This is a genomic window from Sphingomonas sp. Root710 (assembly GCF_001429065.1).
Taxonomy (GTDB): domain Bacteria; phylum Pseudomonadota; class Alphaproteobacteria; order Sphingomonadales; family Sphingomonadaceae; genus Rhizorhabdus.
Genome location: NZ_LMIB01000012.1, coordinates 761,503 through 786,288, shown reverse-complemented (window position 1 = coordinate 786,288; position 24,786 = coordinate 761,503). Strand labels below are relative to the sequence as shown.

21 protein-coding genes are annotated in these 24,786 nt (G+C 66.8%); 10 read left to right on the top strand and 11 right to left on the bottom strand.

Translation table 11 applies throughout. The features are described from left to right. Positions 1-236 precede the first annotated feature (236 nt). From ASE00_RS13620 to ASE00_RS13600, 5 genes are all read left to right on the top strand, one after another. Entirely contained in the window at positions 237-2,609 is a 2,373-nt protein-coding gene (locus ASE00_RS13620; RefSeq protein ID WP_056381081.1) for a DNA translocase FtsK, read from the top strand. 175 nt (positions 2,610-2,784) lie between these two features. After that, on the top strand, positions 2,785-3,048 hold the full coding sequence (locus tag ASE00_RS13615) for a hypothetical protein (protein ID WP_056381079.1): 264 nt from the start codon (positions 2,785-2,787) through the stop codon (positions 3,046-3,048). A 126-nt stretch (positions 3,049-3,174) separates the two neighbouring features. Beyond that, complete coding sequence (locus ASE00_RS13610; protein WP_056381077.1) at positions 3,175-4,758, top strand: ABC-F family ATP-binding cassette domain-containing protein; 1,584 nt, start codon at positions 3,175-3,177, stop codon at positions 4,756-4,758. 27 nt (positions 4,759-4,785) lie between these two features. Further along, positions 4,786-5,742: a rhodanese-related sulfurtransferase gene (locus ASE00_RS13605; protein WP_056381075.1), complete on the top strand. Its 957-nt coding sequence runs from the start codon at positions 4,786-4,788 to the stop codon at positions 5,740-5,742. Beyond that, positions 5,705-6,364, top strand: coding sequence for a glutathione S-transferase (locus ASE00_RS13600; protein WP_082594675.1), 660 nt, complete (start codon positions 5,705-5,707; stop codon positions 6,362-6,364). The genes ASE00_RS13605 and ASE00_RS13600 overlap by 38 nt, the downstream gene beginning before the upstream one ends. A gap of 1 nt (position 6,365) precedes the next feature. Here the strand turns inward: ASE00_RS13600 and ASE00_RS13595 are convergent, their stop codons facing one another. Next, the gene (locus ASE00_RS13595; RefSeq protein WP_056381681.1) at positions 6,366-7,844 is read right to left on the bottom strand and encodes an ATP-binding protein; all 1,479 of its coding nucleotides are present in this window, start codon (positions 7,842-7,844) and stop codon (positions 6,366-6,368) included. Between the two features lie 178 nt (positions 7,845-8,022). Here ASE00_RS13595 and ASE00_RS13590 point away from each other — a divergent pair, with 178 nt between their 5' ends. Both ASE00_RS13590 and ASE00_RS13585 read left to right on the top strand, forming a co-directional pair. Further along, positions 8,023-8,973, top strand: a complete 951-nt coding sequence (locus ASE00_RS13590; protein ID WP_056381073.1) for an isopenicillin N synthase family dioxygenase — start codon at positions 8,023-8,025, stop codon at positions 8,971-8,973. 88 nt (positions 8,974-9,061) lie between these two features. Continuing rightward, positions 9,062-10,570: a S10 family peptidase gene (locus ASE00_RS13585; protein WP_056381070.1), complete on the top strand. Its 1,509-nt coding sequence runs from the start codon at positions 9,062-9,064 to the stop codon at positions 10,568-10,570. A gap of 5 nt (positions 10,571-10,575) precedes the next feature. Here the strand turns inward: ASE00_RS13585 and chrA are convergent, their stop codons facing one another. Further along, a complete protein-coding gene (gene chrA, locus ASE00_RS13580; protein WP_056381068.1) occupies positions 10,576-11,925 on the bottom strand; it encodes a chromate efflux transporter in 1,350 nt (449 codons plus the stop codon). Continuing rightward, a complete protein-coding gene (gene queF, locus ASE00_RS13575) occupies positions 11,922-12,368 on the bottom strand; it encodes a preQ(1) synthase (protein ID WP_056381066.1) in 447 nt (148 codons plus the stop codon). The genes chrA and queF overlap by 4 nt, the downstream gene beginning before the upstream one ends. Positions 12,369-12,551: 183 nt before the next feature. Between queF and sseA the strand changes: the two genes are divergently transcribed. Both sseA and metC read left to right on the top strand, forming a co-directional pair. After that, the gene (sseA, locus tag ASE00_RS13570; RefSeq protein WP_056381679.1) at positions 12,552-13,415 is read left to right on the top strand and encodes a 3-mercaptopyruvate sulfurtransferase; all 864 of its coding nucleotides are present in this window, start codon (positions 12,552-12,554) and stop codon (positions 13,413-13,415) included. Next, positions 13,388-14,584, top strand: a complete 1,197-nt coding sequence (gene metC / locus ASE00_RS13565) for a cystathionine beta-lyase (protein ID WP_082594674.1) — start codon at positions 13,388-13,390, stop codon at positions 14,582-14,584. Before sseA ends, metC begins: the two co-directional genes overlap by 28 nt. A gap of 72 nt (positions 14,585-14,656) precedes the next feature. Here metC and ASE00_RS13560 read toward each other — a convergent pair whose 3' ends face one another. Then, on the bottom strand, positions 14,657-15,037 hold the full coding sequence (locus tag ASE00_RS13560) for a hypothetical protein (protein WP_056381064.1): 381 nt from the start codon (positions 15,035-15,037) through the stop codon (positions 14,657-14,659). Positions 15,038-15,352: 315 nt separating this feature from the next. Between ASE00_RS13560 and ASE00_RS13555 the strand changes: the two genes are divergently transcribed. Continuing rightward, complete coding sequence (locus tag ASE00_RS13555; protein WP_056381062.1) at positions 15,353-16,105, top strand: TorF family putative porin; 753 nt, start codon at positions 15,353-15,355, stop codon at positions 16,103-16,105. A 61-nt stretch (positions 16,106-16,166) separates the two neighbouring features. Here the strand turns inward: ASE00_RS13555 and nikE are convergent, their stop codons facing one another. From nikE to ASE00_RS13520, 7 genes are all read right to left on the bottom strand, one after another. Then, positions 16,167-17,717: a nickel ABC transporter ATP-binding protein NikE gene (gene nikE / locus ASE00_RS13550; protein ID WP_056381060.1), complete on the bottom strand. Its 1,551-nt coding sequence runs from the start codon at positions 17,715-17,717 to the stop codon at positions 16,167-16,169. Continuing rightward, a complete protein-coding gene (locus ASE00_RS13545; protein WP_056381058.1) occupies positions 17,714-18,496 on the bottom strand; it encodes an ABC transporter permease in 783 nt (260 codons plus the stop codon). The genes nikE and ASE00_RS13545 overlap by 4 nt, the downstream gene beginning before the upstream one ends. 67 nt (positions 18,497-18,563) lie before the next feature. Next, positions 18,564-19,484 carry an ABC transporter permease gene (locus ASE00_RS13540; RefSeq protein WP_056381057.1) on the bottom strand — a complete coding sequence of 307 codons (921 nt, stop codon included), beginning with the start codon at positions 19,482-19,484 and terminating at the stop codon, positions 18,564-18,566. 117 nt (positions 19,485-19,601) lie between these two features. Beyond that, positions 19,602-20,033 carry a DUF3035 domain-containing protein gene (locus tag ASE00_RS13535; RefSeq protein ID WP_056381055.1) on the bottom strand — a complete coding sequence of 144 codons (432 nt, stop codon included), beginning with the start codon at positions 20,031-20,033 and terminating at the stop codon, positions 19,602-19,604. After that, positions 20,023-20,535 carry a signal peptidase II gene (lspA, locus tag ASE00_RS13530; RefSeq protein ID WP_414819857.1) on the bottom strand — a complete coding sequence of 171 codons (513 nt, stop codon included), beginning with the start codon at positions 20,533-20,535 and terminating at the stop codon, positions 20,023-20,025. The genes ASE00_RS13535 and lspA overlap by 11 nt, the downstream gene beginning before the upstream one ends. Positions 20,536-20,670: 135 nt before the next feature. After that, positions 20,671-23,592 carry an isoleucine--tRNA ligase gene (gene ileS / locus ASE00_RS13525; RefSeq protein ID WP_056381050.1) on the bottom strand — a complete coding sequence of 974 codons (2,922 nt, stop codon included), beginning with the start codon at positions 23,590-23,592 and terminating at the stop codon, positions 20,671-20,673. Positions 23,593-23,728: 136 nt separating this feature from the next. Then, positions 23,729-24,670 (bottom strand): bifunctional riboflavin kinase/FAD synthetase, encoded by a 942-nt coding sequence (locus ASE00_RS13520; protein ID WP_056381048.1) that lies wholly within the window; start codon positions 24,668-24,670, stop codon positions 23,729-23,731. Between the last annotated feature and the right edge of the window lie 116 nt (positions 24,671-24,786).

Genomic DNA, 24,786 nt, shown 5'->3' with positions numbered 1-24,786 from the left:
TACGGCAATTCCTCCCCGGGACGGGGAGGGGGACCATCCAAAGGATGGTGGAGGGGGAGTGCGGCTGTACGCAGCGCTGTGGGGAGACGCGGCCCCTCCACCACGGTCCCCCTCCCCGTTACGGGGAGGAATTGGATGGCTGCCGGAGAGGATCTTTCCGCTCACCGCCCGTCGCTTGACCGCGACTCCGCGCTGTGGGATTCTGGAACGAAGCGGGAATCTCGAGGCGTATCGATATGGCAAGTCGCAGCATCGTCATTGCTGGGCAGGACGCGGAGCCGGGCGGCTGGCGCGGAGCGATGGCGGGGCTCGGCCGCCGCGCGGGGTCGATCCTCGCCGCGGTCGCGCTGATCGGCGCGACGATCGCGCTCGGCTTCATCCTTGCCAGCTATCATGTCACCGATCCGTCGCTGAACACCGCCGCGGGCGGGCCGCCGCAGAATATCTTCGGCGCGTTCGGGGCCTGGATCGCCGATATCGCGCTGAGCCTGTTCGGCCCGGGCATCGCGCTGCTGTTGCCGCTCGGCCTCGTCTGGGGCCTGCGGATGTGGCGCGCCCATCCGGTCGGCCGATGGGGCCGCTCGACGCTGATCGCCTTGTGCGCGGTGCTGCTGATCGGGGTCGGCCTGGCGCTGTTTCGGGGCGGCTCGGTCGCGGGCTTGCCCGCGGGATTCGGCGGCAGCCTCGGCCTCGGCGGCGCGGCGCTGATCGCGCTGGGGCTCGACCAGATCGCCGATCCTGCCCTCGCAAACGGGGCGCGGCTGGGCGTGGCGGCGTTGCTCGCGGTGCTCGGCATATCGCTGTGGGTGTGGGGTCTCGGCCTTCTGTCCGACGAGCGAGACTGGCTGCTGCGCCGTGGCGTCTATGCGCGCCATCCGGCCGAACCCTTCGACGCCGACGACGATATCGGCGAGACCGATATCGAGACGATCGACCGCGTTCCTGTCCCCGCGCGCCCGCCGCGCCACGCGCCGATCGACGAGACCGTCGCGGAAGCGCCTCCGCCCGTCATCGCCGACCGCAAGAAGGCTGCAGCGCCTTCTGCCAAGGTTGCTGCACGCGAGCGGCAGACCAGCCTGGCGCTCGGCGACACCTACAAGTTGCCTAGCCTGTCGCTGCTCAGCACGCCGCCGCCCGCCGCCAATAAGGTGATCGACAAGGCTGCGCTGGAGCGCAACGCCCGGCTGCTCGAAACCGTGCTCGACGACTTCAATGTCAAGGGCCGCATTGTCGAGATTCGTCCCGGGCCGGTCGTCACCATGTACGAACTTGAGCCCGCCTCGGGGATCAAGGCGAGCCGCGTGATCGCGCTGGCCGATGACATCGCCCGCAACATGTCCGCCATGTCGGCGCGCATCGCGGTGATCCCGGGGCGCACCGTGATCGGCATCGAACTGCCCAACGCCAAGCGTGAATCGGTGTCGCTGTCCGAACTGATCGGCAGCGAGACCTTCGAGGATATCGGCGGGCTCGGCCTCGTCCTCGGCAAGAATATCGGCGGCGATCCGGTGATCGCCGACCTCGCGCCGATGCCGCACCTGCTCGTCGCGGGCACCACCGGCTCGGGCAAGTCGGTCGGCCTCAACTCGATGATCCTGTCGCTGCTCTACCGGCTGACGCCGGACCAGTGCCGGATGATCATGATCGATCCGAAGATGCTCGAACTCAGCATCTATGACGATATCCCCCATCTCCTCTCGCCGGTCGTTACCGATCCGCCCAAGGCGGTGCGCGCGCTCAAATGGGCGGTGGAGCAGATGGAGGACCGCTACCGCATGATGTCGTCGGTGGGCGTGCGCGGCCTCGCCAGCTTCAATGAGAAGGTGCGCGCCGCCAAGGCGAAGGGCCAGCCGCTCGGCCGGCGGGTCCAGACCGGCTATGACGCCGACACGGGGCAGCCGATCTATGAGGAAGAGAAGCTCGAATTCGAGCCGCTGCCGCAGATCGTGGTGATCGTCGACGAGCTTGCCGATCTGATGATGACCGCGGGCAAGGAGGTCGAATTCCTGATCCAGCGGCTCGCGCAGAAGGCGCGCGCGGCGGGCATCCACCTGATCATGGCGACGCAGCGGCCCTCGGTCGACGTCATCACCGGCGTGATCAAGGCCAATCTGCCGACCCGGATCAGTTTCCAGGTGACGAGCAAGATCGACAGCCGCACCATCCTGGGCGAGCAGGGGGCCGAGCAACTCCTCGGCAAGGGCGACATGCTGTACATGCCCGGCGGCAAGCAGATCGTCCGCGTCCACGGCCCCTTCGTGTCGGATGACGAGGTTCGCGCGGTCGCCGACCATTGGCGCGGGCAGGGCACGCCCGACTATATCAATGCCGTCACCGAAGAGCCCGAGGACGGCGGCTTCGCGATGGAGGGCGGCCCGTCCGGCCCCGACGATCCCGAGACGCAGACCTATCGCCGCGCGATCCAGCTCGTCGTCGAGAACCGCAAGGCCTCGACCAGCTGGCTGCAGCGGCAGTTGCGGGTCGGATATAATTCGGCGGCGCGGCTGATCGAGCGGCTGGAAAAGGACGGCATCGTCTCCGCACCAGACCATGTCGGCCGCCGCGAAGTGATGATCGACGTCGCCGATCTCGGTCGCTTCCTGAACTGATCCCGATGAAGACCCGCCGGCGCGCTCATCATTTGTTAGGAAATTTGTGACATATATCACAATGGCTGAAAAAGGGTTTCCCGCGCCTTAACCCCGCCCGTCAACAAAGCCTATACCGCCGCCCGACATGATCGTCGCGGGTCCGACATGATCGGGCTCCGGACGAGGGCATGGCATGATAAAGCTATCCATCCTGGCGGGTCTGTTGCTGGTTCCGGCGAGCGGCTGGGCGCAGCGTTTCTCCGCCGAATATGATCCCGAACCCATCGCCGTAGAGGCGCCGGCGGTTGCTCAGCCCACACAGCCCGCGCAGGACAGTGCCGTCGCGGCACGCCCGCGCGCGGTCCGCTACGCGCAGGGTGCGGTGCGCATGGTCAACGGGACGTCGCCGATGTCTGCGGAACTCGACATGCGGCGGTTGCCTGCCAACGGGCGCTGACGAATCATAAGGGGCGTTGTCGCGGCTGAGGCGACGCCCTATCTATCGCTCCCCAACCCAAGGAGGCGGACATGAACCAGGACCGGAACGGCAAGCCCAGCTCTTCCCTCACGGTCCGGATGAATCATGTCCTCGCTTCTCACTCTCGACAGCCTGTCGCTCGCCGCGACTGACGGCCGGCGTCTCTTTTCCGATCTGACCCTGTCCATTGGACGCCAACGCGTCGGAGTCGTCGGGCGCAACGGCGCAGGCAAGTCCACCCTGCTGCGCGCCGTGCTGGGCGAGGTGCGTCCCGTCGCCGGCAGCATATCGCTGGCGGGCACGGCGGGCGCCTTGCGCCAGACGGGCGGGGCCGTGGCAGGATCGGCCGCTGATCTGCTCGGCGTCGCTCCGGCCCTGGCGCTGCTCGATCGCATCGATCGCGGCGAGGGGACGGAGGCGGATTTCGACGCTGCCGACTGGCTGTTGCCGGCGCGGATCGATGCCGCACTCGCCGATGTCGCCTTCGATGTCGATGATCTGTATCGCCCGCTCGCGACCTTCAGCGGTGGCGAACGGATGCGGCTGGCGATCGCCGGGCTGTTGATCGATGCGCCCGACCTGCTCCTGCTCGACGAGCCGACCAACGATCTCGATCGGGCCGGGCGCGCCATGGTCGCGAAGCTGGTCGCCGGCTGGCGCGGCGGGGTCCTGATCGCCAGCCATGATAGGGACCTGCTCGAACAGGTCGACCATATCGTCGAGTTGTCGCCGGTCCGCGTGATGTACCATGGCGGCGGCTGGTCGGCCTTCGCGGAAGCGCGCGATGCCGAACGGGCGCGGGCGGCACAGGCGTTCGATCTGGCCCAGCAGGATGCGCGCGGGGCGAAGCGCGAGGCGCAGGCGGCGCGCGAGCGGCAGGCACGCCGCGACTCCGCCGGGCGCGCCTATGCAGCATCGGGCAGCGCGCCGAAGATTCTGCTCGGCGGCATGAAGCGCCGCGCCGAGGCGACGGCAGGCCGCGGCGACCGCATGGCCGCTGAGCGGATCGGCGCGGCGGACGAGGCACTGGCGGAGGCGGCGCGCAAGGTCGAGCGGGTGACGCCGCTGTCGATCGAGCTGCCCGCCACCGGCCTTCCCGCCGGACGCACCGTCCTCGCGCTGGAGGCGGTCGCGCTCGATCTTGGCGGGCGCCGCCTGTTCGGTCCGCTCGATCTGACCGTGCAGGGCCCCGAGCGCATCCGGGTGACCGGCCCGAACGGCGCAGGCAAGAGCAGTCTTCTCAAGCTCATTTCCGGAGAGCTCGAACCCAGCGCCGGTGCGATCCGCCGGATCGCGGCCACCGCCTATCTCGACCAGCATGTCGGCCTGCTCGACGATGGCCTGTCGTTGCTCGACAATCTGCGCCGCCACCAGCCGGGTCTCACCGACAATGAGGCCCATGCCGCGCTCGCCAGCTTCGCCTTCCGCAACACCGATGCGCTGCGGATCGCGGACGGATTGTCGGGCGGCGAGCGGCTCCGCGCGGGGCTCGCCTGCACCATGTCCGGGGCTGCCCCGCCACAATTGTTGCTGCTCGACGAGCCGACCAACCATCTCGACATCGCCAGCATCGAGATATTGGAGCATGCGCTGGCGGGTTATGACGGCGCGCTGATCGTCGTCAGCCATGACGAAGCCTTCGCGGACGCGCTCGGCATCGGCCGGACGATCGCGTTAGGTTTGCCTTGAGGCGGTACGCGGCATAGAGCGGCGCGCATGACGGACCCGCTCCCGATCTGCGTCGCTGCGCTCTACCAGTTCATCCGCTTCGCCGATTGCGAGGCGGTGCGCGCGCCATTGGCGAAACTGTGCTGTGGGCTGGGCGTCAAGGGCACGCTGCTGATCGCGCCCGAGGGGATCAACGGCACGATCGCTGGGAGCGACGATGCGATCGAGCGGGTGCTGTCCCATGTCCGCGCGCTGCCGGGCTGCGCCGATGCCGAGATCAAGCTGTCGCGCGCCGCCGCGATGCCCTTCCACCGCATGAAGGTCCGCATCAAGCGCGAGATCGTGACGATGGGGCAGCCCGACATCGACCCGCTCTCCGGCGTCGGCCATTATGTCGAACCCACCGAGTGGAACGCGCTGATCGCCGAGCCGGGCACGATCCTGATCGACACGCGCAATGACTATGAGGTCGCGGTGGGCAGCTTCGCCGGCGCGATCGACCCGAAGACGAAGAGCTTCCGCGATTTCCCAGCTTGGTTCCGCGAGCATCGCGACGAATTGCTTGGGCAGGGCGCAGCGCCGCCGAAGGTCGCGATGTTCTGCACGGGCGGGATACGCTGCGAAAAGTCGACCGCCTTCCTCAAGGCCGAGGGGGTCGGCGAGGTCTATCATCTCAAGGGCGGTATCCTGAAATATCTTGAGACCGTACCGGCGGAGGAAAGCCGCTGGGAAGGCGAATGCTTCGTCTTCGACGAGCGGGTCGCGGTCGGCCATGGTCTGGCCCCCGGCACGCACGGCCTGTGCCGCGGCTGCCGCCGGCCGGTCAGCCCAGCCGACCGCGCCTCGCCGCTCTATGTCGAAGGCGAGAGTTGCCCCGCCTGCCATGCCGAACGCAGCGACGAACAGCGCGCGGGCTATGCCGAGCGCCATCGTCAGGAATTGCTCGCGGCGCAGCGCGGCGTGGCGCATGTCGGCGCGACGCTGCCGCGCGATGATGGGCGATAGCCGGCCGATCCTCTACAGCTTCCGCCGCTGCCCCTATGCGATGCGGGCGCGGCTGGCGCTGCTCGCCAGCGGCACGGTCTGCGAGATTCGTGAGGTCAAGCTGTCAGCCAAGCCCGCCGAACTGATCGCCGCGTCGCCCAAGGCAACCGTGCCGGTGCTCTTGCTGCCCAATGGTGCGGTTATCGACCAGAGCCTCGACATCATGCGCTGGGCGCTCGGCCGCAACGACCCCGGCGGCTGGCTGACCCGCGCCGACGACGTGCTGATCGCCACCAATGACGGCCCGTTCAAGCACCACCTCGACCGCTACAAATATCCCCAGCGCTACAACAGCGACCCCGCCGAGCATCGCGCCGCCGCGCTGGCGCTGCTCGAAGGCCTCGAAGCCCGGCTGATGGTGGCGCCCTATCTGGGCGGCGCGGCGCGCAGCCTGACCGACGCCGCGATCTTCCCCTTCATCCGCCAATTCGCCGCGACCGACCCCGGCTGGTTTGCCGCGCAGCCGCTGCCGGGCCTGCACGCCTGGCTCGCCGATCATCTTGCCTGGCCGCTGTTCGAACGGGCAATGGTCCGGCTTGATCCGTGGGCGTCCGGCGACGCGCCGTTATTCTTTCCGAGTTGAGCTATTCCGCCGCTTCGGGGAGCGCTGCCGCCGTCGTCCATCCCAGCCGCGGGATCGTGATCGATCTTTTGCCCGACAGGTCGGTGCGCAGGACGAAGATGCCCTGCTCCTCCATATAGGCGATCAGCCGGCGGACGCGGCCCTGTGAGTGCGTGCCGTAGACTTGCGCGAGCATCGCGTCGGCAGGGGCCTCCATGCCCTCGCGCGCGGCGCGGGCGACGAGCAGGAAGGGGGCGAGCATGTCCTCGGGCAGCGACGCGCCGAGCGCCATCGCGTCGAGCCAGCCGTCGTCGAGCTCACCGTACAGTCCCGCGCGGGCCATGGCGAGGCGGCGGCGGAAGGCGGTGAGGTCGAGGCCGTGGCCTGCCAGCCGGTGCATGCGGCAGCGGACGCCGAAATCCTGGAACAGCACCGCTGGCGCGCGATAGGTCGCGTCGGGATCCTCGACGATCTCGCGCAGCACCGCGTCGATTACCCCCTCGCGCTCTTCGTCGGGCATGGCGGGGTGGGCGCTGGGGGCTGCGGTTGGGGTGAGTTCGGGCCCGCCCCGGCTGATCGTGCGGAGCAGGTCGTCACTGGTCGGCGCGGGTGCGCGCACGGGCGGCGGCGGGGGTGGCGTGTCGTCGCCCGGGGCAAACAGCAGGCCCTGGAGGTCTTCGGGCGCGCTGGCGGACGGCAGCGGCACCAGCTTGGGACTGCCGCTCCTCGCCGATGTCTCGACCGAGCCTACGGTCACCGCGATGGGCCGGCGCGACACGGCGGGGCCGAGTGCCAGGAAATGGCCGCGCGGAAGATCGCGAATCTGTTCGGCCTGGCGGCGGTCCATGCCCAGCAGGTCGGCGGCGCGCGCCATGTCGATGTCGAGGAAGGTGCGCCCCATCATGAAGTTGGAGGCTTCGGCGGCGACATTCTTGGCGAGCTTGGCGAGCCGCTGGGTCGCGATCACCCCGGCCAGTCCGCGCTTGCGCCCGCGGCACATCAGGTTGGTCATCGCGCCGAGCGAGGTGCGTCTGGCCTCGTCGGACACTTCGCCTGCGGCGGCGGGAGCGAAAAGCTGCGCTTCGTCGACGACGACCAGCGCCGGATACCAATGGTCGCGCGGGGCATCGAACATCGCCGACAGGAAGGTCGCCGCGCAGCGCATCTGCGCCTCTATCTCCAGCTCGTCGAGCGCAAGGACGACCGAGACGCGATGCTCGCGGATGCGCGCGGCGAGGCGGGCGATCTCGGCCTCGCTATGGTCGGCGGCCTGGATCGCGACATGGCCGAAGCGGTCGCCCAGCGTCACGAAGTCGCCCTCGGGATCGATGACGACCTGCTGCACAACACCCGCCGACCCCTCGAGCAGGCGGCGCAGCAGATGCGACTTGCCCGAGCCCGAATTGCCCTGGACGAGCAGACGGGTGGCGAGAAGCTCCTCGACGTCGAAGAAAACCGATTGCCCGGGGCCGCTGGTGCCGATGTCGATTCGTGCGGTCACGTCGCCGTCTTGGCGGATGGGGGAGGGCAGATTCAAGCACTTCGGCGAGAAAACTGTGGATGACTCGCCCCATTCACCATCATTCAGGCAAAAGCCGCAATCTCTCTTCCCCTTTGTTGCGCGAAGACAATGAGATCACGGCTTTCGTTGAAATAACCGGCCACCTATATTCGCGGCCATGACCGACAGCGCCGAGCTCACCACCGTCCCCAGCGTTTCGCTGGCGACGTCCGACACCGATCCCGATGGCTTCGCGCAGGCCATCGGCCGCTCGTTCGAGCGCTTCGGCTTCGCCGTCGTTGCCGATCACGGCATTCCGGCTGGCCTGATCGCCCGCGCAGAGACGACCGCGAAGGCCTTCTTCGCGCTGCCCGAAGAGGCCAAGCGCGCCTATTTCGTCGAAGGCGGGGCCGGCCAGCGCGGCTACACCCCCTTCAGTGTCGAGACCGCCAAGGATGCCAGCGAAGCCGACCTCAAGGAGTTCTGGCATATCGGCCGCGAACTGCCCGCCGGCCATCGCTATGCCGGGCAGATGCCTGCCAATATCTGGCCCGCCGAGATAGCCGATTTCCGCGAGACTTATCTCGCGCTGTTCGCGGCGTTCGACCGGGCGGGCTTGCGCATCCTGTCGGCGATCGCGCGCTATCTCGGCCTCGATCCGCACTTTTTCGACGACACGGTGCAGGACGGCAATTCGATCCTGCGGTTGCTCCATTATCCGCCGATCGGTCCCGACGCCCCCGGCATCCGCGCGGGTGCGCACGAAGATATCAACGCGATCACCCTGCTGCTCGGGGCGGAGGAGGGCGGGCTGCAGCTGCTCGACAAGGATGGGCGCTGGCTGGCAGTGAACATCGCGCCGGGCGAGCTGGTCGTGAACATCGGCGACATGCTCCAGCGGCTGACCAACAAGCGCCTGCCGTCGACCAGCCACCGGGTTATGAACCCGCCCCCCGAACGGCGCGGCTTCGCGCGTTATTCGATGCCCTTCTTCCTGCACTTCCGCCCCGACTATCTGATCGAGACGCTGCCGCAGACGATCAGCGCGGATAGGCCGAACCAGTTTCCCGAGCCGATCACGGCGAATGACTTCCTGTTGCAGCGGCTGCGCGAGATAAAGCTGATCTAGCCTCAGTCCGTCATCCGAGCGAAGGTGGGGGGGCTTTCACTCCTGTCAGCACCTGCGCTAGCCTGGTCCTAATCAAAGGGATCACCACATGCGCTTTTCGACCATCCCAGCCGCCATCGCGTTGGCCGCTCTTTCCGTTCCCGTTTCCGCCTTCGCCGCCGATGAAAAGAAACCGGATGATATCGCCATTCCGGCCCCGATCATGTCCGTCACGAAGCACAAGGGCAATTTCGGTGGGCAGGCCATCGGCTACACCGCCACAACCGGCGAAACCTATCTTACCGACAAGGACGGCAAGCCCGTCGCGGCGATCTTTGCGACGTCCTATGTGAAGGACGGTGGTGATCCGAAGAGCCGGCCCGTCACCTTCCTGTTCAACGGCGGGCCTGGCTCGGGCTCGCTGTGGCTGCATATGGGCGCCTTCGGCCCGAAGCGGGTGGCGATCCCCAATGCGCTGGACGACGGTGCGCCGCCTTATCCGCTGGTCGACAATCCCGACAGCCTGCTCGACGTCACCGACATCGTCTTCATCGATCCGGTCGGCACCGGCTTCGCCCGCGCGCTCGGCAAGAAGGAGGCGAAGGACTATTGGGGCGTCTCGGCCGATGCGAAGTCGATCGCGGAGTTCATCCGGCTCTGGCTCAACCGCAACGGCCGCTGGAACGCGCCTAAATATCTCGGCGGCGAAAGCTATGGCACGACCCGCTCGGTGGCAGTGCTGAAAGAATTGGAAGGCAGCTATAACGACGTCGCGCTCAACGGCATCATCCTGATCTCGACGATTCTCGATTTCGGCGCGCCGGCAGAGGTGCAGGGCAATGAGATGCCCTATATCCTCAACCTGCCCTCGATGGCGACGACCGCCTGGTATCACAAGAAGATCCCCAACCCGCCCGCCAGCGCCGCCGAGATCGCCGCCGAGGCCCGCGCCTTCGCGATCGGGCCCTATGCGGCGGCGCTGCTCAAGGGCAATCAGCTGGGGGCGGAGGAGCGCGCGTCGGTCCGCACGGCGCTCGCCCGGCTGACCGGCTTGTCCGAAGCCTTTCTCGACAAAGCCAACCTCCGCGTCCTGCCAGGCCGTTTCTACAAGGAACTTCTGCGCGACCGGGGGCTGAGCATCGGCCGGCTCGACACCCGCTATACCGGGGTCGACTATGATCAGGCGGGCGAAGAGCCCGACAATGATCCCAGCTTCTACGCGATCGATGGCGCCTATAGCGCGGCGATCAACAGCTATCTGCGCGACGATCTGAAGCTGAAGATGGATGACCGCAGCTATGTCACGATCGGCGGCGTTGGCGACTGGGACTGGAAACTCGCCGATCAGCGCGGCCGCGACGGCGAGGTCTATGTGAATGTCGCGCCCTATCTCGGCAAGGCGCTACGCGAGAATAGCGGCCTGCGGGTGTTCGTTGGCCAAGGATGGTATGATTTCGCCACGCCCTTCTTCGGCGCCGAATATTCACTGAGTCGCCCCGGCTTCGATCCCGCCCGCATTCGCTTCCATTATTATGACGCTGGCCACATGATGTATGTGCGACCCGAGGATCTGCACAAGCTTAGCGCTGACCTGCGCGCCTTCATTCGGGGGAACTGAAGGGCCTACCGCACGGCCAGCCCCGCCAGTGCGCATCCCGCCAGCGTCGTCAGTACGCCACGGCCAAAGCGGATCATCGCGATCAGCGCGGCGGCGGACAGGATCGCGGCGGGCCAGTCGATCGATGCCGGGTCCGGCAGCGGCAGATGGAACGGGCCCCAGCGCCGGTCCTGAACCTGCGCGAACCAGTAATGGAGTGCGAACCAGCAGGCGAGGTTAAGGATCACGCCGACCACCGCCGCGCTGATCGTGGCCAGCGCCGAGGCGAGCGCGGCATTGTGGCGCAGCCGCTCGATGAACGGCGCACCTAGGAAGATCCACAGAAAGCAGGGCACGAAGGTGACCCAGGTGGTGAGCAGCCCGCCGAGCGTCCCTGCTAGCAGCGGATCGAGCCCTCCCGGATGGCGATAGGCGGCGAGGAAGCCGACATATTGGGTGACGATGATCAGCGGGCCCGGCGTGCTTTCGGCGAGGCCGAGGCCGTCGAGCATCTCGCCCGGGGTCATCCAGTGATATTGCTCGACCGCGGCCTGTCCGACCCAGGCGAGCACCGCATAGGCTCCGCCGAAGGTGAGCATCGCCATCTTCGAGAAGAAGGTCGCGATCGGCGCGAAGGCGCTATCCGCGGGCGCGAAGGCGATCAGCAGCGCGACCGGCGCCAGCCACAGCGCGAGCAGAATGAGTGCGGTGGCGGCGAGATTGCCAGGCCCCTGCCGCGCATGATCGGGCATCTCGGCGCCCAGTGCGCTATCGGCATCGCGCAGCGCATCGGCGTGGTGCGCGCCATGGCCGCCCCCCGCGAAGGCGGTGACGCCTGCCCGCTCCGCCAGCCAGCCGCCGAGGCCGGCCGTCAGAACGACAAGCGGAAAGGGCAGCTGGAACAGGAACAGCGCGAGGAAGGCTGCGGCGGCGACGGCGCGGCGCGGGCTGTTGCCCAGCGCGCGCCTGCCGATGCGGAACACCGCCTGGAAGACGATCGCGACCACCGCCGCCTTGATCCCGAACAGCATCGCCGCGACCGGGGGCGCGTCTGCCGCCAGGATATAGAGCCAGGACAGCGCCATGATCGCGATCATGCCCGGCAGGACGAACAATATCCCCGCCGCCAGCCCGCCTTTGATCCGGTGGAGCAGCCAGCCGATATAGGTGGCGAGCTGCTGCGCTTCGGGGCCCGGCAGCATCATGCAGAAGTTGAGCGCGTGGAGGAAACGCTCCTCGCCGATCCACTTCTTTTCGTCGACGAGGATGCGGTGCATCACCGCGATCTGTCCGGCGGGGCCGCCGAAGCTGAGCAGCGCGATCCGCGTCCAGACGCGCAGCGCTTCGCCGAAACCTATGCCGTGCGGTTCGCTCACCCGCGGCCGCGATAGCCCGCGACGCCCTGGTCGGGCACCCACAGCCCCTCGGGCGGCGCGCCCGATTGCCAGAACACGTCGATAGGTATGCCGCCGCGCGGATACCAATAGCCGCCGATGCGGAGCCAGCGGGGTTTCATCTCGTCGAACAGGCGCTGGCCGATGCCGACGGTGCAATCCTCGTGGAAGGCGGCATGGTTACGAAACGATCCCAGGAACAGCTTGAGCGATTTGGACTCGACGATCGTCGCCGCAGGCGCATAATCGATCACCAGATGGGCGAAGTCGGGCTGGCCGGTCACGGGGCAGAGCGAGGTGAACTCGGGTGCTGCGAACCGCACAAGATACAGCGCGCCATCGCGCGGGTTGGGAACATAGTCGAGCACCGCCTGTTCGGGAGAGGCGGGCAGGCTGCTGGTCTGGCCGAGATGGATCATGCTCATGCCGCCTCTTAGCCGAGGCGCCGCCGCCTTGCCACTGGGTACTAAAATTACATCTCTGCTATTATTTTGGTAACATACTTGCAATGTGAGGTTTATGTTGGTAATTAAACCTCACCTCCCCAGGTAATTGATTCGCTATCGCATCGGCGCGATGGTGGAGTGTGCCCGTTACAGGAGGTAATGATGGAATTGCTGGTTTCGACCGAATGGCTCGCGAACGAACTCGGGGCCAATGATCTCCGCGTCGTCGACGCGACCTATTTCGCGCTCGATCCCGCGCGCGACGCGCAGGCCGAATATGAAGCAGGGCACATCCCGGGCGCGGTCTATCTCGATCTCGCCAACCTCAAGGACGACAATAATCCGTTGCCCGGCATGCTGCCGCCGGCGGAGAAGTTCGCCAGCCGCATGCAGTCGCTGGGTCTCGGCGACGGCAGCCGCATCGTAATCTATGACAACAGCCCGCACCGCACGGCGGCCCGTGCCTGGTACATGTTCCGCATGTTCGGGGCGAACCAGGTCGCGATCCTCGATGGCGGCCTGCACAAATGGGTCGAAGAAGGCCGCCCGCTCGAACAAGGCAAGGTGGCGCTGCGCCATCGCCACTTCACCGTCTGGCGCGATCCGGCGGCGGTGCGCGACCTCGATCAGATGAAGGCCAATGTCGCGAGCGGCGCCGAAGAGGTGGTCGACGCGCGCGGCGCGGCGCGCTTCACCGGCGACGAGGCCGATCCGCGCGGCCTGGCCGCCGGCCATATCCCCAATTCGAAGAATCTGCCCTTCGACGCGTTGCTCAACGCCGACGGCACCTTCAAAAGCAAGGACGAGATCCGCGCCGCCTTCGATGCCGCGGGCGTCGATCCGGCCAAGCCGTTGGTCACGACCTGCGGCTCGGGGGTCACCGCCTCGGTGCTGCTGTTCGGCGCGGCGCTGCTTGGGCGCGAGGATATCGCGCTCTATGACGGTTCGTGGAGCGAGTGGGGCTTGCGTCCCGACACCGAAAAGGCGATCGGTCCGGCGTGGACCAAGACGACAGCAACCGCCTGAAAGCAGGCACCCGGCTGGTAACGGCCGGACGCCATGAAAAGGCCGCCCGGGGGATCGTCAATCCCCCGGTGTGGCGCGCTTCGACGATATTGTTCGACAGCGTCGCGGAACTGCGCGCGGCGGTCCGCAAGCCCGATGCCGGGCTCTATTATGGCCGGCGCGGCACGCCCACCCAATGGGCCCTCGCCGATGCGCTGACCGAACTGGAGCCGGGTGCCGAGGGCACCATGCTCTATCCGTCGGGCGTGGCGGCGATCAGCGCGGTGCTGCTGTCGCTGCTGTCGCCGGGCGACGAACTTCTGATGGTCGACAGCGCCTATGAGCCGACCCGGGCGATCTGCAACGGGCTGCTCAAGCGGATGGGCGTGGTCACCCGCTATTATGATCCGATGATCGGTGCGGGGATCGAGGCCCTGATCGGGGAGCGGACCAGGGCGATCTTCCTTGAAAGTCCGGGCAGCCTGACCTTCGACGTTCAGGACATACCCGCAATCACGGCGATCGCCCGGGCACGCGGCATCACGACGGTGCTCGACAATACCTGGGCCACGCCGCTGCTGTTCCCGGCAATCGCACATGGTGTCGATATCTCGATCCTCGCCTGCACCAAATATATCGTCGGCCATTCGGATGTGATGATGGGGTCGGCCACCGCCGCGCCCGGCCATTTCGCCAGGCTCCGCAAGGCCAGCCTCTCGCTCGGCCAGTGTATCAGCGCCGACGATGCCTATCTCGCGCTGCGCGGGTTGCGGACGCTGGGCGTGCGCCTGCGCCAGCATGAGGAAGGCGGGCTCGCGGTCGCCCGCTGGCTCGCGGACCAACCACAGATCGCGCGGGTGCTGCATCCGGCGCTGGAAGCCTGTCCGGGACATGATCTCTGGCGGCGCGATTTCTCAGGGGCTTCGGGGCTATTCAGTTTCGTGTTGAACGGCGGCCACGATGCGGCGCGCGCGGCGCTGATCGACGGGCTAGCGCTTTTCGGGATAGGTTTTTCCTGGGGCGGCTTCGAAAGCCTGGCGCTGCCGGTCGATCCGGCAGGTCTGCGCTCTGCTACGGCGTGGACGGCGGAGGGGCCGGTGGTGCGTCTTCATATCGGCATAGAGGATCCCGGCGACCTGATCGCCGACCTGACTGCCGGACTTGCGCGATTCGAGGCCGTCCGAGGCTGAAGCGGAGATGAACGGGGCTGACCGGCGAAATTTTTCCGGCGCGGCCGTCATCCCGCATTGACCCTCGCCAAGTCAGATTGCGCGTGGCGCCAGCAGATTTTCGAGCCGCTGGAGCGTCGCGGCGATGCTTTTGCCTAAAAAACGGGCGGCGGCGATCGTGCCTGGATCGCCGCGCCCCTGCCGGCTCGCGATCAGCCCAAAGCCCATGCGCGCGACCGTCTCCGCTTCGCTGAGCAGGGCGTCGAAGCGACGGCGGGTTATCGAGTTCGCGGCTGCGTAGCGCGCGGCGATCAACTGCGGAGCCGGGGCCAAAATGTCTTGTTGCGATGCGGCGTGGGATCGTCCTGCAGCCGCGAAGTCCTCGAGCGAGGAAAGCAGGTCCCGGACGGTGGCAAGATGGTCGCCGGGCGGCAGCGCGGTGGCGTCGGCGGTCGAGATACGGCGATCAAACATGCGAAGCTACTTTCGCCCAGCCTAAATAATCAGCAAATCATGCCCCGAAATGCTTAATATTCGGTCAATGGCCCAAGGCAGGCGAAGCCACGAAAAATGGCCGTAGCCTAGTTCTTTCGACTGTTGCCGCTTAGCAACAGGTCCGGCCAAGAAAGGACGATTTGTCACAAATGTCATTGTGCGATGCAAGGCGCTACTGCACAAACGCGGCGTTCGCACAGCAGCCGGCTCGTCCCAATTTACGGGGGGATAAAGAAGTCTGGCGCGGGCGATACAGGGGAACGGATCGAGTTTTCTAATAAGGGGATTACACCTATGCGCGCATCCATGATCGGTCTTTCGGCCCTCGCGTTGGTCGCTTCGGCCGCGCCTGCCCTCGCGCAGGAAGAAACCAAGGAATTCACGCTGACCGGCAGCGCCGCTCTCGTGAGCGACTATCGCTTCCGCGGCATCTCGCAGTCGGGCAAGCGCATCGCCGCCCAGGCGAGCGCCACGCTGACCCACAGCTCGGGCTTCTATGGCAGCTTCTGGGCCAGCTCGATCGACGATTATGTCGCCGCCGGCGCCGATGCCGAGCTCGACCTGATCGCCGGTTACTCGACCACGCTGAGCGGCCTGACCCTCGACGGCGGCGTTCTCTATTATGTCTATCCTTCGGCAGCGAAGGGCGTGAACACCGACTTCTTCGAGCTCTATGGCTCGGTCAAGGCTCCGGTCGGCCCGGCCACGCTGAAGGCTGGTTTCGCCTATGCACCGAAGCAGAAGGCTTTGACCCTGACCGGCCCGAAGCTCGACAACCTTTATCTCTACACCGACGCGTCGTTCGCGGTTCCGGAAACGCCCTTCGCGGTTTCGGCGCACCTCGGCTACTCGAAGGATCAGAGCTTCCTCACCGGCGGCAAGAAGTATCTCGATTGGAACCTGGGCGCGACCTACACCTGGGGCGCGGCGACCTTCGGCGTTTCCTATGTCGATACCGACTTCCCGAAGGGCTACATCGTCAACCCGGCTTCGGGCAAGGACATGGCGAAGGCCGGTGTCGTCCTGTCGGCGACCTACGCCTTCTAAGCATCGCTTCAACGATGTTCGAGAGGGGCTGCGGAGCAATCCGCGGCCCCTTTTCGTTGGGTCAGCGGCTCGCCTCGACCAATCGCCGCGTTACCGCATGATTGGGTGACATGATCAGCCGGTCGGTCGAACCTTCCTCGACGATATGCCCCCCGTCCATCACGACGATCCGGTGGCACAGCCGCCGCGCGACGGCGAGGTCGTGGGTGATCATCAATATCGCAAGGCCGCGCTGGTTCTGAAGCTCGGCGAGCAGGTCGAGGATCGTCCCCGCCACCAGCACGTCGAGCGCCGATGTCGCCTCGTCGAGCAGCAGCAATGCCGGATCAGGGCCAAGCGCGCGGGCGATGGCGACGCGCTGCGCCTGACCGCCCGAAAGGCCGGCGGGCCTGCGCGCGGCCAACGCGGGATCGAGGCCGACTTCCGCCAGCACGTCATCGACGCGCGCGGCGATCGTTGCCGCGTCGAGATCGGGGCGGAGCTGGCGGAGCGGCTCGGCGACGATGTCGGCGACCTTCCACAGCGGATCGAGGCTGGCGACCGGGTCTTGGAACACCGGCTGCATCCCCGCCCGGTGGCGCGGGCGCATCGCCTTGCGCGGCGGCAGCGGCGCGCCGCGCCAGTCGACCGTGCCGCAATCGATGGGGCCGAGCCGCGCGATCGCGCGCGCCAGCGTCGACTTGCCCGATCCCGACCCGCCGACGATCGCCACCGCCTCGCCTTCGGCGACGGACAGGTCGGCGTCGGCCACCGCCTGCAGCTGCCCGCGCCGCCAGCCGGGCCGCGCGAAGCTGACCGATACGCCGCGCGCCTCGATCAACGGCGCGCCGACCGGGCCGAGCGGTGGCGCAGGACCATCGAGCCGCGGGCTGGCCGCGATCAGGGCGCGGGCATAATCGCTGCGCGGGTTGCGCAGCAGCATCGGCGCGGGGCCGGTCTCGACGATATGGCCGTCGTGGAGCACCGCGACGTCGTCGGCGTGGTCGGCGACCGAGGCGAGGTCGTGGCTGACCAGCAGCATCGCCATGCCCCGCTCGCGGCACAGCCGTCCCAGCAACTGCATGATCTCAGTCCGCAGCATCGCGTCGAGCGCAGTAGTCGGCTCGTCGGCGACCAGCAGTCTGGGGCGATGGGCGATCGCCATGGCGATCAGCGTACGTTGCCGCTGACCGCCCGACAGCCGGTGCGGATATTGGTCGAGCCGTTCCCGTGTGCGGTCGAGCCCGACCCGCTCGAGCGCCGCAGCCATCTCGTCGCGGGACGGGCGCGGCGCGCCCGCCTGGGTCCAGGCTTCGCGCAGCTGCGCGCCGATCGTCAGATGCGGGGTCAGCGCGGTCAGCGGCTGCTGGAAGACGAAGCCGACATCGCGGCCCCGGATCGCACGCAGCCGGTCCTCACCCGCGCCGACCAGCTCCGCGCCATCGAAGCGGAAGCTGCCTGTGACCGTGGCGGGAGACAGGCCGAAGGGCGCGAAGCAGGTCTGGCTCTTGCCCGATCCCGATGCGCCGACCAGCGCCAGCGAGCGGCCCGCGTCGATCGAAAAGCCGATGTCGTGGACGATCGTCCGACCGCCGATCGCAATGCGCAGGCCCTCGGCGGCGATCAGCGTCACAGCGTGAACCGGTCGCGCAGCTTCTCGCCCGCGCGGGTCAGGCAGAGCAGGATCGTAACCAGCACCAGCCCCGGCAGCAGCAGCGCGTGGGGCGCGATATCCATGTCGTCGGCACCGTCCTTGAGCAGGATGCCGAGCGAGGTCATCGGCTCCTGTACGCCCAGGCCGAGGAAGGACAGGAAGCTCTCGATCATCACCACCTGTGGGATGGTGAGCAGCAGATAGGCGATCGCCACCCCGGCGAGGTTGGGCAGCATGTGGCGGATCACGATCATCGCCGGGCGGGTGCCTGCCGCCTCGGCGGCGGTGACGAAGGGACGTTCGCGCAGCGCGATCATCTGGCCGCGCACCACCCGCGCCATCGTCAGCCATTCGACCGCGCCGATGCCCAGGAAGACGAGCAGGATCGAGCGGCCGAAAACCACCATCAGCAGGATGACGACGAACATGAAGGGCAGCGCATAGAGCGCATCGACGATCCGCATCATCGCCTCGTCGACCCGCCCGCCCCGCCAGCCCGCGATCGCGCCCCAGGCAATCCCGACGACCAGCGAGACGAGCGCGGCGGCGGCGGCGACGCCCAGCGTCACCCGCGTGCCGACCAGCGTGCGCGCGAGCAGGTCGCGGCCGACGCTGTCGGTGCCCATCAGATGATCGCCAGTGAAGGGCGGCCCGCGCACCATGCTCCAGTCGATCGCGTCATAGCGCCACTCGATCGCCAGCGGGCCGAGCAGCGCCGCGACGATGATCAAGCCGATCAGGATCAGGGATGTTCTCATGACCGCCCCACCTCCCATCCGCTCAGCCCTTCCTCAGGATGAGCGGTTTTTGTTGGTTTCCGAAGACTCACCGTCGCGCCCTAGGGTCGAGCCAGCCATAGGCTAGGTCGGCGAGCAGGTTGAACAGAATGATCAGCCCCGCGTAGAGCGTGACCACGCCGAGGACGAGCGGATAGTCGCGGTTGAGCGCCCCCTGCACGAAATAGCGGCCCAGCCCGGGCAGCGCGAACACCGTCTCGATCACCACCGCGCCGGTCAGCATGCCCGCCGCTGCGGGGCCGAGATAGGAGGCTATCGGCACCAGCGCGGGGCGCAGCGCATGGACGATCAGGATACGGGGGCTGCTGAGGCCGCGCGCCCGCGCCATGCGGATATGGTCCTGGCCCAGCACTTCGGCGAGACCCGCGCGCGCCAGCTTGGCGATCGCGCCGGCGGCGGGCAGGGCGAGCGCGATCACCGGCAGCAGGATATGCGCCGCGTCGCCGTCGCCCCAGCCCGAGACGGGCAGCCAGCCGGCCCACAGCCCGAAGACCAGCGCGAGCAGCGGACCGACCACGAAGCTGGGCAGCGCGGTCAGCAGCGTCGCGCCGAGCATCAGCATATGATCGGTCCGCCCGTTCGCGCGCGCAGCGGCGGTCAGCCCAGTGGCGAGGCCGAGGAGTAGCGCGAGCATCAGCGCCAGCGCGCCGAGCGTCAGCGAAACCGGCAGGCCGCGCGCGATCAGGTCGGTAACGGTGAAGTCGCGATAGACCAGCGATGGCCCGAAATCGCCCCGCGCCAGCCGCCCGACATAGCGGGCGATCTGTTCGGGCAGCGGCTGGTCGAGCCCATAGGCGGACATCAGCGCGGCGCGGGTCTGCGGATCGAGCGGGCGCTCGCCATCGAACGGCCCGCCGGGCGCGATGCGCATCAACAGGAAGGAGAGGATCACCACCGCCGCAAGCGTCGGCAGCGCAGTGAGCAGGCGGCGGCGGATCAGGTCAAACATGACCACCACGCATCGTCATTCCAGCGAAAGCTGGAATCTCTTTTTTCTCACCGCAGCAAGAAGGAAGGGAGATCCCAGCTTTCGCTGGGATGACGAGAAAAGAAGGAGTCCTGGCCCTCAGTTGCCGAGCGTGACGCTGGCGTCCGCGCTGTTCGTCGCAGCAGCGGCGAGGATGGTGCGGGTGGTCGGACCCTTGTCGACGGTCACCTGACGGACTTCGGCGACCGAGGAGCGGATGCCGGGCTCGGGCACCGTCTTGGTCAGGCCGATGATGTCCTTTTCGGTCTGGCTCTTCGCCGGCTGAGTGTTGCCGAACATCGCCGACAGCGCCTGCTGGCCCGAATCGGCCTCCTGCGGACGGGGCGCGCCGGGCTTCGGCGGGACCAGGACGAAATCGGGCGGAATGGTGAGCGGCGCGCGCTTCGATACCGCGAAGGCGTCGAGGCTCGAACGGCCCGCCATCACGCCCGGCCTGTCGCCTCGGCTGCTGCAACCGGCGAGCAGGGCCATGGCGACCAGCGCCGAACCGAGAAGCAACTTAGACCGCATCGATATTCTCCGCAGGAGCCTTGGGCTCACGCACCAGGAGGGCGCGTGCGACCAGAAGCAATACACCAATGGTAATCGCGGCGTCCGCGACATTGAAGACCAAAAAAGGATGCCAGTCCCCGATATGCAGATCGAGGAAGTCGGCAACATACCCCAACCGCGTCCGATCGGTGATGTTGCCGATCGCACCGCCGAGCACCAGGCCTAGCGCCACGACGTCGAAACGCGCCTTTTCCCGCCAGATCCAGATGCTGACGCCGGTGGCGATCGCCGCCGTCATCGCGACCAGCATCCAGCGTTCGCGGTCCGACCCGGCGATCAGGAAGCCCATCGACACGCCATAATTTTCCACCCAGCGCAGGTCGAAAAAGCTGGTGATGGTGATCAGCCCGCGCTCGCGCAAGGCGATCGGCCCCATGATCGCCCATTTGCTGAGCTGGTCGAGGATGAGGATCAGGGCGGCGAGCCCATAGCCCAGCGGGCGATGATTGGCGCGGATCATATTCATAACCCGTCATTCCCGCGAAAGCGGGAATCCACGGACACGGCCCGCAAGAAACTGAAAGTGCCGCCGTCCATGGATTCCCGCTTTCGCGGGAATGACGACGGATGATCAGCGTAAACGGCAAGCTTCACGTCAGCCATGCACCACCGTCTCGCAACGATCGCACAGCGCGCCGTCGCTCTTCACTTCGGGCAGGTGGCGCCAGCAACGGCCGCATTTTTCATATTCGGTCTTGGCGACCTCGAAGGCGATCGGATCGCTGCCGTTCGCGAGTTCGGCCACCGCGGGATCGCCATCGGCCACCGTCACCTTCGCGACGATGCCGATCTCGGCCATGTCGGCGGCGCGCAGCAATGCGGCCTCGGCCGGCGAATAGCTCAGCGCGGTGACGTCGACTTCGAGGCTGGAACCGATCACCTTCTCGCGGCGCAGCGGCTCGATCTCGCCGGTCAGCTTGGTGCGGTAGCGGCGCAGCAATTCCCAGCGCATCCGCAGATCGTCATTGGCCCATCCCGCATCGACCTCGGGCCAGGTCAGCAGATGGACCGACCCGGCGTTGGGGAAGCGCGTGCCCCACACTTCCTCGGCGGTGAAGCAGAGGATCGGCGCCGCATAGCGGACCAGCGCATGGAACAGCGTGTCGAGCACGGTGCGGTAGGCCCGGCGCTTTGGATCGCTCGGCGCGTCGCAATAGAGCGAGTCCTTGCGGATATCGAAGAAGAAGGCCGACAGGTCGTTATTGGCGAAGTCGGTCAGCGCGCGGGCATAGCGGTTGAACTCGAATGCCGCTGTCGCGTCCGTCAGCTCGGCATCGAGCGTTGCGAGCAGGTTGAGAACATAGCGTTCGAGCTCGGGCATCTCCGCGACGGGGAGCTTTTCGGCATCGCTGAAGCCGTCGAGCGCGCCGAGCAGATAGCGGAAGGTGTTGCGCAGCTTGCGATAGGCATCCGACGTACCTGCCAGGATTTCCTTGCCGATGCGGACATCCTCGAAATAGTCGGTCGAGGCGACCCAGAGGCGGAGGATGTCGGCGCCGCTCTCGTTAATGATCTTGAGCGGATCGACGACATTGCCCTGGCTCTTGGACATCTTGCGCCCCTGCCCGTCGAGCGCGAAGCCGTGGGTCAGCACCGCGTCATAGGGCGCGCGACCGCGCGTGCCGCAGCTTTCGAGCAGCGACGACTGGAACCAGCCGCGATGCTGGTCCGACCCTTCGAGATAGAGGTCGGCGCGGGTGCCGACGCCATAGCGCGCCTCGACGGTGAAGGCATGGGTGCAGCCCGAATCGAACCAGACGTCGAGGATGTCGTTGACCGGCTCATAATCGGCGGCGCTGTGGTCCGCGCCGAGGAAGTCCTGATGGTCGGCGGTGAACCATGCGTCCGCGCCGCCCGCCTCGAACGCCGCGACGATGCGCGCGTTGACCGCCGGATCGCGCAGATAGTCGCCGGTCTTGCGGTGGACATAGACCGCGATCGGCACGCCCCAGGCGCGCTGGCGGCTGATCACCCAATCGGGACGGCCCTCGACCATCGCGGTGATGCGGTTCTGGCCCTTTTCGGGCACCCAGCGGGTGTTGGCGATCGCATCGAGCGCGATGCCGCGCAGCGTCGCGCCATTGCCCTGCGCGGCGCGGATCGATTCCTCTTCGGCGCAGCGCGCGGCGAGATTGTCCTCGATCGGCTTATCCATCGGGATGAACCATTGCGGGGTGCAACGGAAGATCACCTTGGCCTTGGAGCGCCAGCTATGGGGATAGCTGTGCTGGAAGCTGCCATGCGCGAGCAACGCCCCGGCTTCGGTAAGGTCGGTCAGGATTGGGCCTTCGGGCCCATTGAACTTGGGGTTGATCACCGATCCCTGGCCGGGCAGCCACGCCCAGTCGGCGCGATACTTGCCGTCGCCCTCGACCGCGAAGACCGGGTCGATGCCGTTCGCCTTGCACAGGAAGAAGTCGTCCTCGCCATGGTCGGGTGCCATATGGACGAGGCCGGTACCCGCGTCGGTGGTGACGAAGTCCCCGGCGAGCAGCGGACGCGGCTTGGCGAAGAAACCACCGAGCTTGTGCATAGGGTGACGGGCGATCGTGCCGGCGAGGTCGGAACCTTTGAAGTGATCACAGATGTCGAAAGAAACTTGCTCGAGCGGCTTGCCATCGGAGCTGCCATTGGCTTTCAGTCGAGCGATGAACGCATCCAGCAATGGTTCTGCGACGACGTAGAAATCGCCGAACGGGGGATATTCTCCACCCGTACCCCACAGAACATTGACCCGGACATAATCGACCTCCGGTCCGTAAGCCAAAGCCTGGTTGACCGGGATCGTCCACGGCGTCGTTGTCCAGATTACGGCTTTTGCTCCGACCAGCTCGGGCACCTTGCTCTCGACGATCTCGAACGCCACGTCGATCTGGGTCGAGGTGATGTCCTCATATTCGACTTCGGCTTCGGCCAGCGCGGTCTTCTCGACCGGAGACCACATCACCGGCTTCGCACCGCGATAGAGCTGGCCGCTCTCGGCGAACTTGAGCAGCTCGCCGACGATCGCCGCCTCCGATGCATAGTTCATCGTCAGATAGGGATCGTCCCAGTCGCCCTGGACGCCCAGTCGCTTGAACTGCTCGCGCTGCACGCCCACCCATTTCTCGGCATAGGCGCGGCATTCGGCGCGGAACTGGACGGGGTCGACCTCGTCCTTGTTCAGCTTCTTGGCGCGATAGGCTTCCTCGACCTTCCATTCGATCGGAAGACCGTGACAGTCCCAGCCCGGCACATAGGGCGCGTCCTTGCCGGTCAGCGACTGGCTGCGGACGATGATGTCCTTCAGCACCTTGTTCATCGCATGGCCCATATGGATGTCGCCATTGGCGTAGGGCGGGCCGTCATGCAGGATGAAGCGCGGCTTGCCCGCGCGCTCCTGGCGCAGCTGGCCGTAGAGATCGGTCTCCGCCCATTTCGCGAGAATCGCGGGTTCCTTCTGGGCGAGACCGGCCTTCATCGGAAAGTCGGTCTTCGGCAGGAAGACGGTGTCGCGGAAATCGGGTGCGTCGGTCATCTGATCAATCTCACATCCGCTCATCCTGAGGAGGGGCTGAGCCTGGCGAAGACCCGTCTCGAAGGATCCTTCGAGACGCCATTTCGACTGCGCTCAATGGCTCCTCAGGATGAGCGGGTTTAAAGTTGACGAGGCCCTACGCGACCGGGCTGTATGCGGCAAGTATGCGCTTCGCCTCGGCGCAATCCTTGTCCATCTGCGCGGTCAGCGCGTCGAGGCTGTCGAACTTCGCCTCGGGGCGGATATAGGCGATCAGCTCGATCTCGACGCACTGGTCGTACAGGCTCTCGGCGAAATCGAAGAAATGGGTTTCGAGCAGTTCCTTGGGCGGATCGAAGGTCGGGCGGATGCCGATATTGGCCGCCCCGTCGATCACCCGTCCATCGGGCAGCAGCCCGCGCACCGCATAGATGCCGTATTTCGGTCGCAGATAGCGGTCCATGTCGATGTTCGCGGTGGGATAGCCGATCGTCCGGCCCAGCTTGTCGCCATGCTGGACCTTGCCCTGGATGCGATAAGGCCGGGTGAGCAGCCGCGCCGCTTCGACCGGATCGCCCGCGATCAGCGCCGCGCGGATGCGGCTCGACGAGATCGGGCCGCCATCGTCGCTCACCGGGCCGATCGCCTGCGCGGTCAGCCCCAGCGCCGCGCCCAGCTCCTTCAGCACCGCGACATTGCCGGTGCGGCCCTTGCCGAAGGTGAAGTCCTCGCCCGTCACGATATGCGCCGCACCCGCCCGGCCGACCAGCCAGTCGGACACGAACGCCTCCGCCGAGACGTTGGCGAGGGTCTCGTTGAAGTCGAACACCAGCATCGCATCGGCCCCCGCCGCCGCGAACAGTTCGGCGCGCTGTTCGAGCGAGGTCAGCCGGAAGGGCGGGGCGTCGGGCCGGAAATAGCGGACGGGGTGGGGATCGAAGCTGGCGACGAGCACCGGCCGTCCGGTCGCGCGGCCATGGGCGACCGCCGCGCCGACGACCGCCTGATGGCCCCGATGGAAGCCGTCGAAATTCCCCAGTGCCACCACGCCCCCACGCAGATGATCGGGAACGGGGCGGTCGCACGTCAGCCGCTCCATGCCGCGCCTATAGGAAGTCGCGGAGGATGGCGCAATTGCGGTCCCACTTTCCCGTCATGCTGAACTTGTTTCAGCATCCACTCATCCATTCGAGCAAAGCAGGAAGATGTGCGATG

Excerpts from the sequence above, each read along its gene's own strand:
- ASE00_RS13600 (WP_082594675.1), top strand. The coding sequence starts at position 5,705 with ATGTCGGCGCGACGCTGCCGCGCGATGATGGGCGATAGCCGGCCGATC.
- sseA (WP_056381679.1), top strand. The coding sequence starts at position 12,552 with ATGGAATTGCTGGTTTCGACCGAATGGCTCGCGAACGAACTCGGGGCC.
- ASE00_RS13610 (WP_056381077.1), top strand. The coding sequence starts at position 3,175 with ATGTCCTCGCTTCTCACTCTCGACAGCCTGTCGCTCGCCGCGACTGAC.
- ASE00_RS13555 (WP_056381062.1), top strand. The coding sequence starts at position 15,353 with ATGCGCGCATCCATGATCGGTCTTTCGGCCCTCGCGTTGGTCGCTTCG.
- ASE00_RS13615 (WP_056381079.1), top strand. The coding sequence starts at position 2,785 with ATGATAAAGCTATCCATCCTGGCGGGTCTGTTGCTGGTTCCGGCGAGC.
- ASE00_RS13585 (WP_056381070.1), top strand. The coding sequence starts at position 9,062 with ATGCGCTTTTCGACCATCCCAGCCGCCATCGCGTTGGCCGCTCTTTCC.
- ASE00_RS13520 (WP_056381048.1), bottom strand. The coding sequence starts at position 24,670 with ATGGAGCGGCTGACGTGCGACCGCCCCGTTCCCGATCATCTGCGTGGG.
- ASE00_RS13605 (WP_056381075.1), top strand. The coding sequence starts at position 4,786 with ATGACGGACCCGCTCCCGATCTGCGTCGCTGCGCTCTACCAGTTCATC.
- ASE00_RS13535 (WP_056381055.1), bottom strand. The coding sequence starts at position 20,033 with ATGCGGTCTAAGTTGCTTCTCGGTTCGGCGCTGGTCGCCATGGCCCTG.
- ASE00_RS13620 (WP_056381081.1), top strand. The coding sequence starts at position 237 with ATGGCAAGTCGCAGCATCGTCATTGCTGGGCAGGACGCGGAGCCGGGC.
- queF (WP_056381066.1), bottom strand. The coding sequence starts at position 12,368 with ATGAGCATGATCCATCTCGGCCAGACCAGCAGCCTGCCCGCCTCTCCC.
- ileS (WP_056381050.1), bottom strand. The coding sequence starts at position 23,592 with ATGACCGACGCACCCGATTTCCGCGACACCGTCTTCCTGCCGAAGACC.
- ASE00_RS13560 (WP_056381064.1), bottom strand. The coding sequence starts at position 15,037 with ATGTTTGATCGCCGTATCTCGACCGCCGACGCCACCGCGCTGCCGCCC.
- lspA (WP_414819857.1), bottom strand. The coding sequence starts at position 20,535 with ATGATCCGCGCCAATCATCGCCCGCTGGGCTATGGGCTCGCCGCCCTG.
- ASE00_RS13545 (WP_056381058.1), bottom strand. The coding sequence starts at position 18,496 with ATGAGAACATCCCTGATCCTGATCGGCTTGATCATCGTCGCGGCGCTG.
- ASE00_RS13590 (WP_056381073.1), top strand. The coding sequence starts at position 8,023 with ATGACCGACAGCGCCGAGCTCACCACCGTCCCCAGCGTTTCGCTGGCG.
- ASE00_RS13540 (WP_056381057.1), bottom strand. The coding sequence starts at position 19,484 with ATGTTTGACCTGATCCGCCGCCGCCTGCTCACTGCGCTGCCGACGCTT.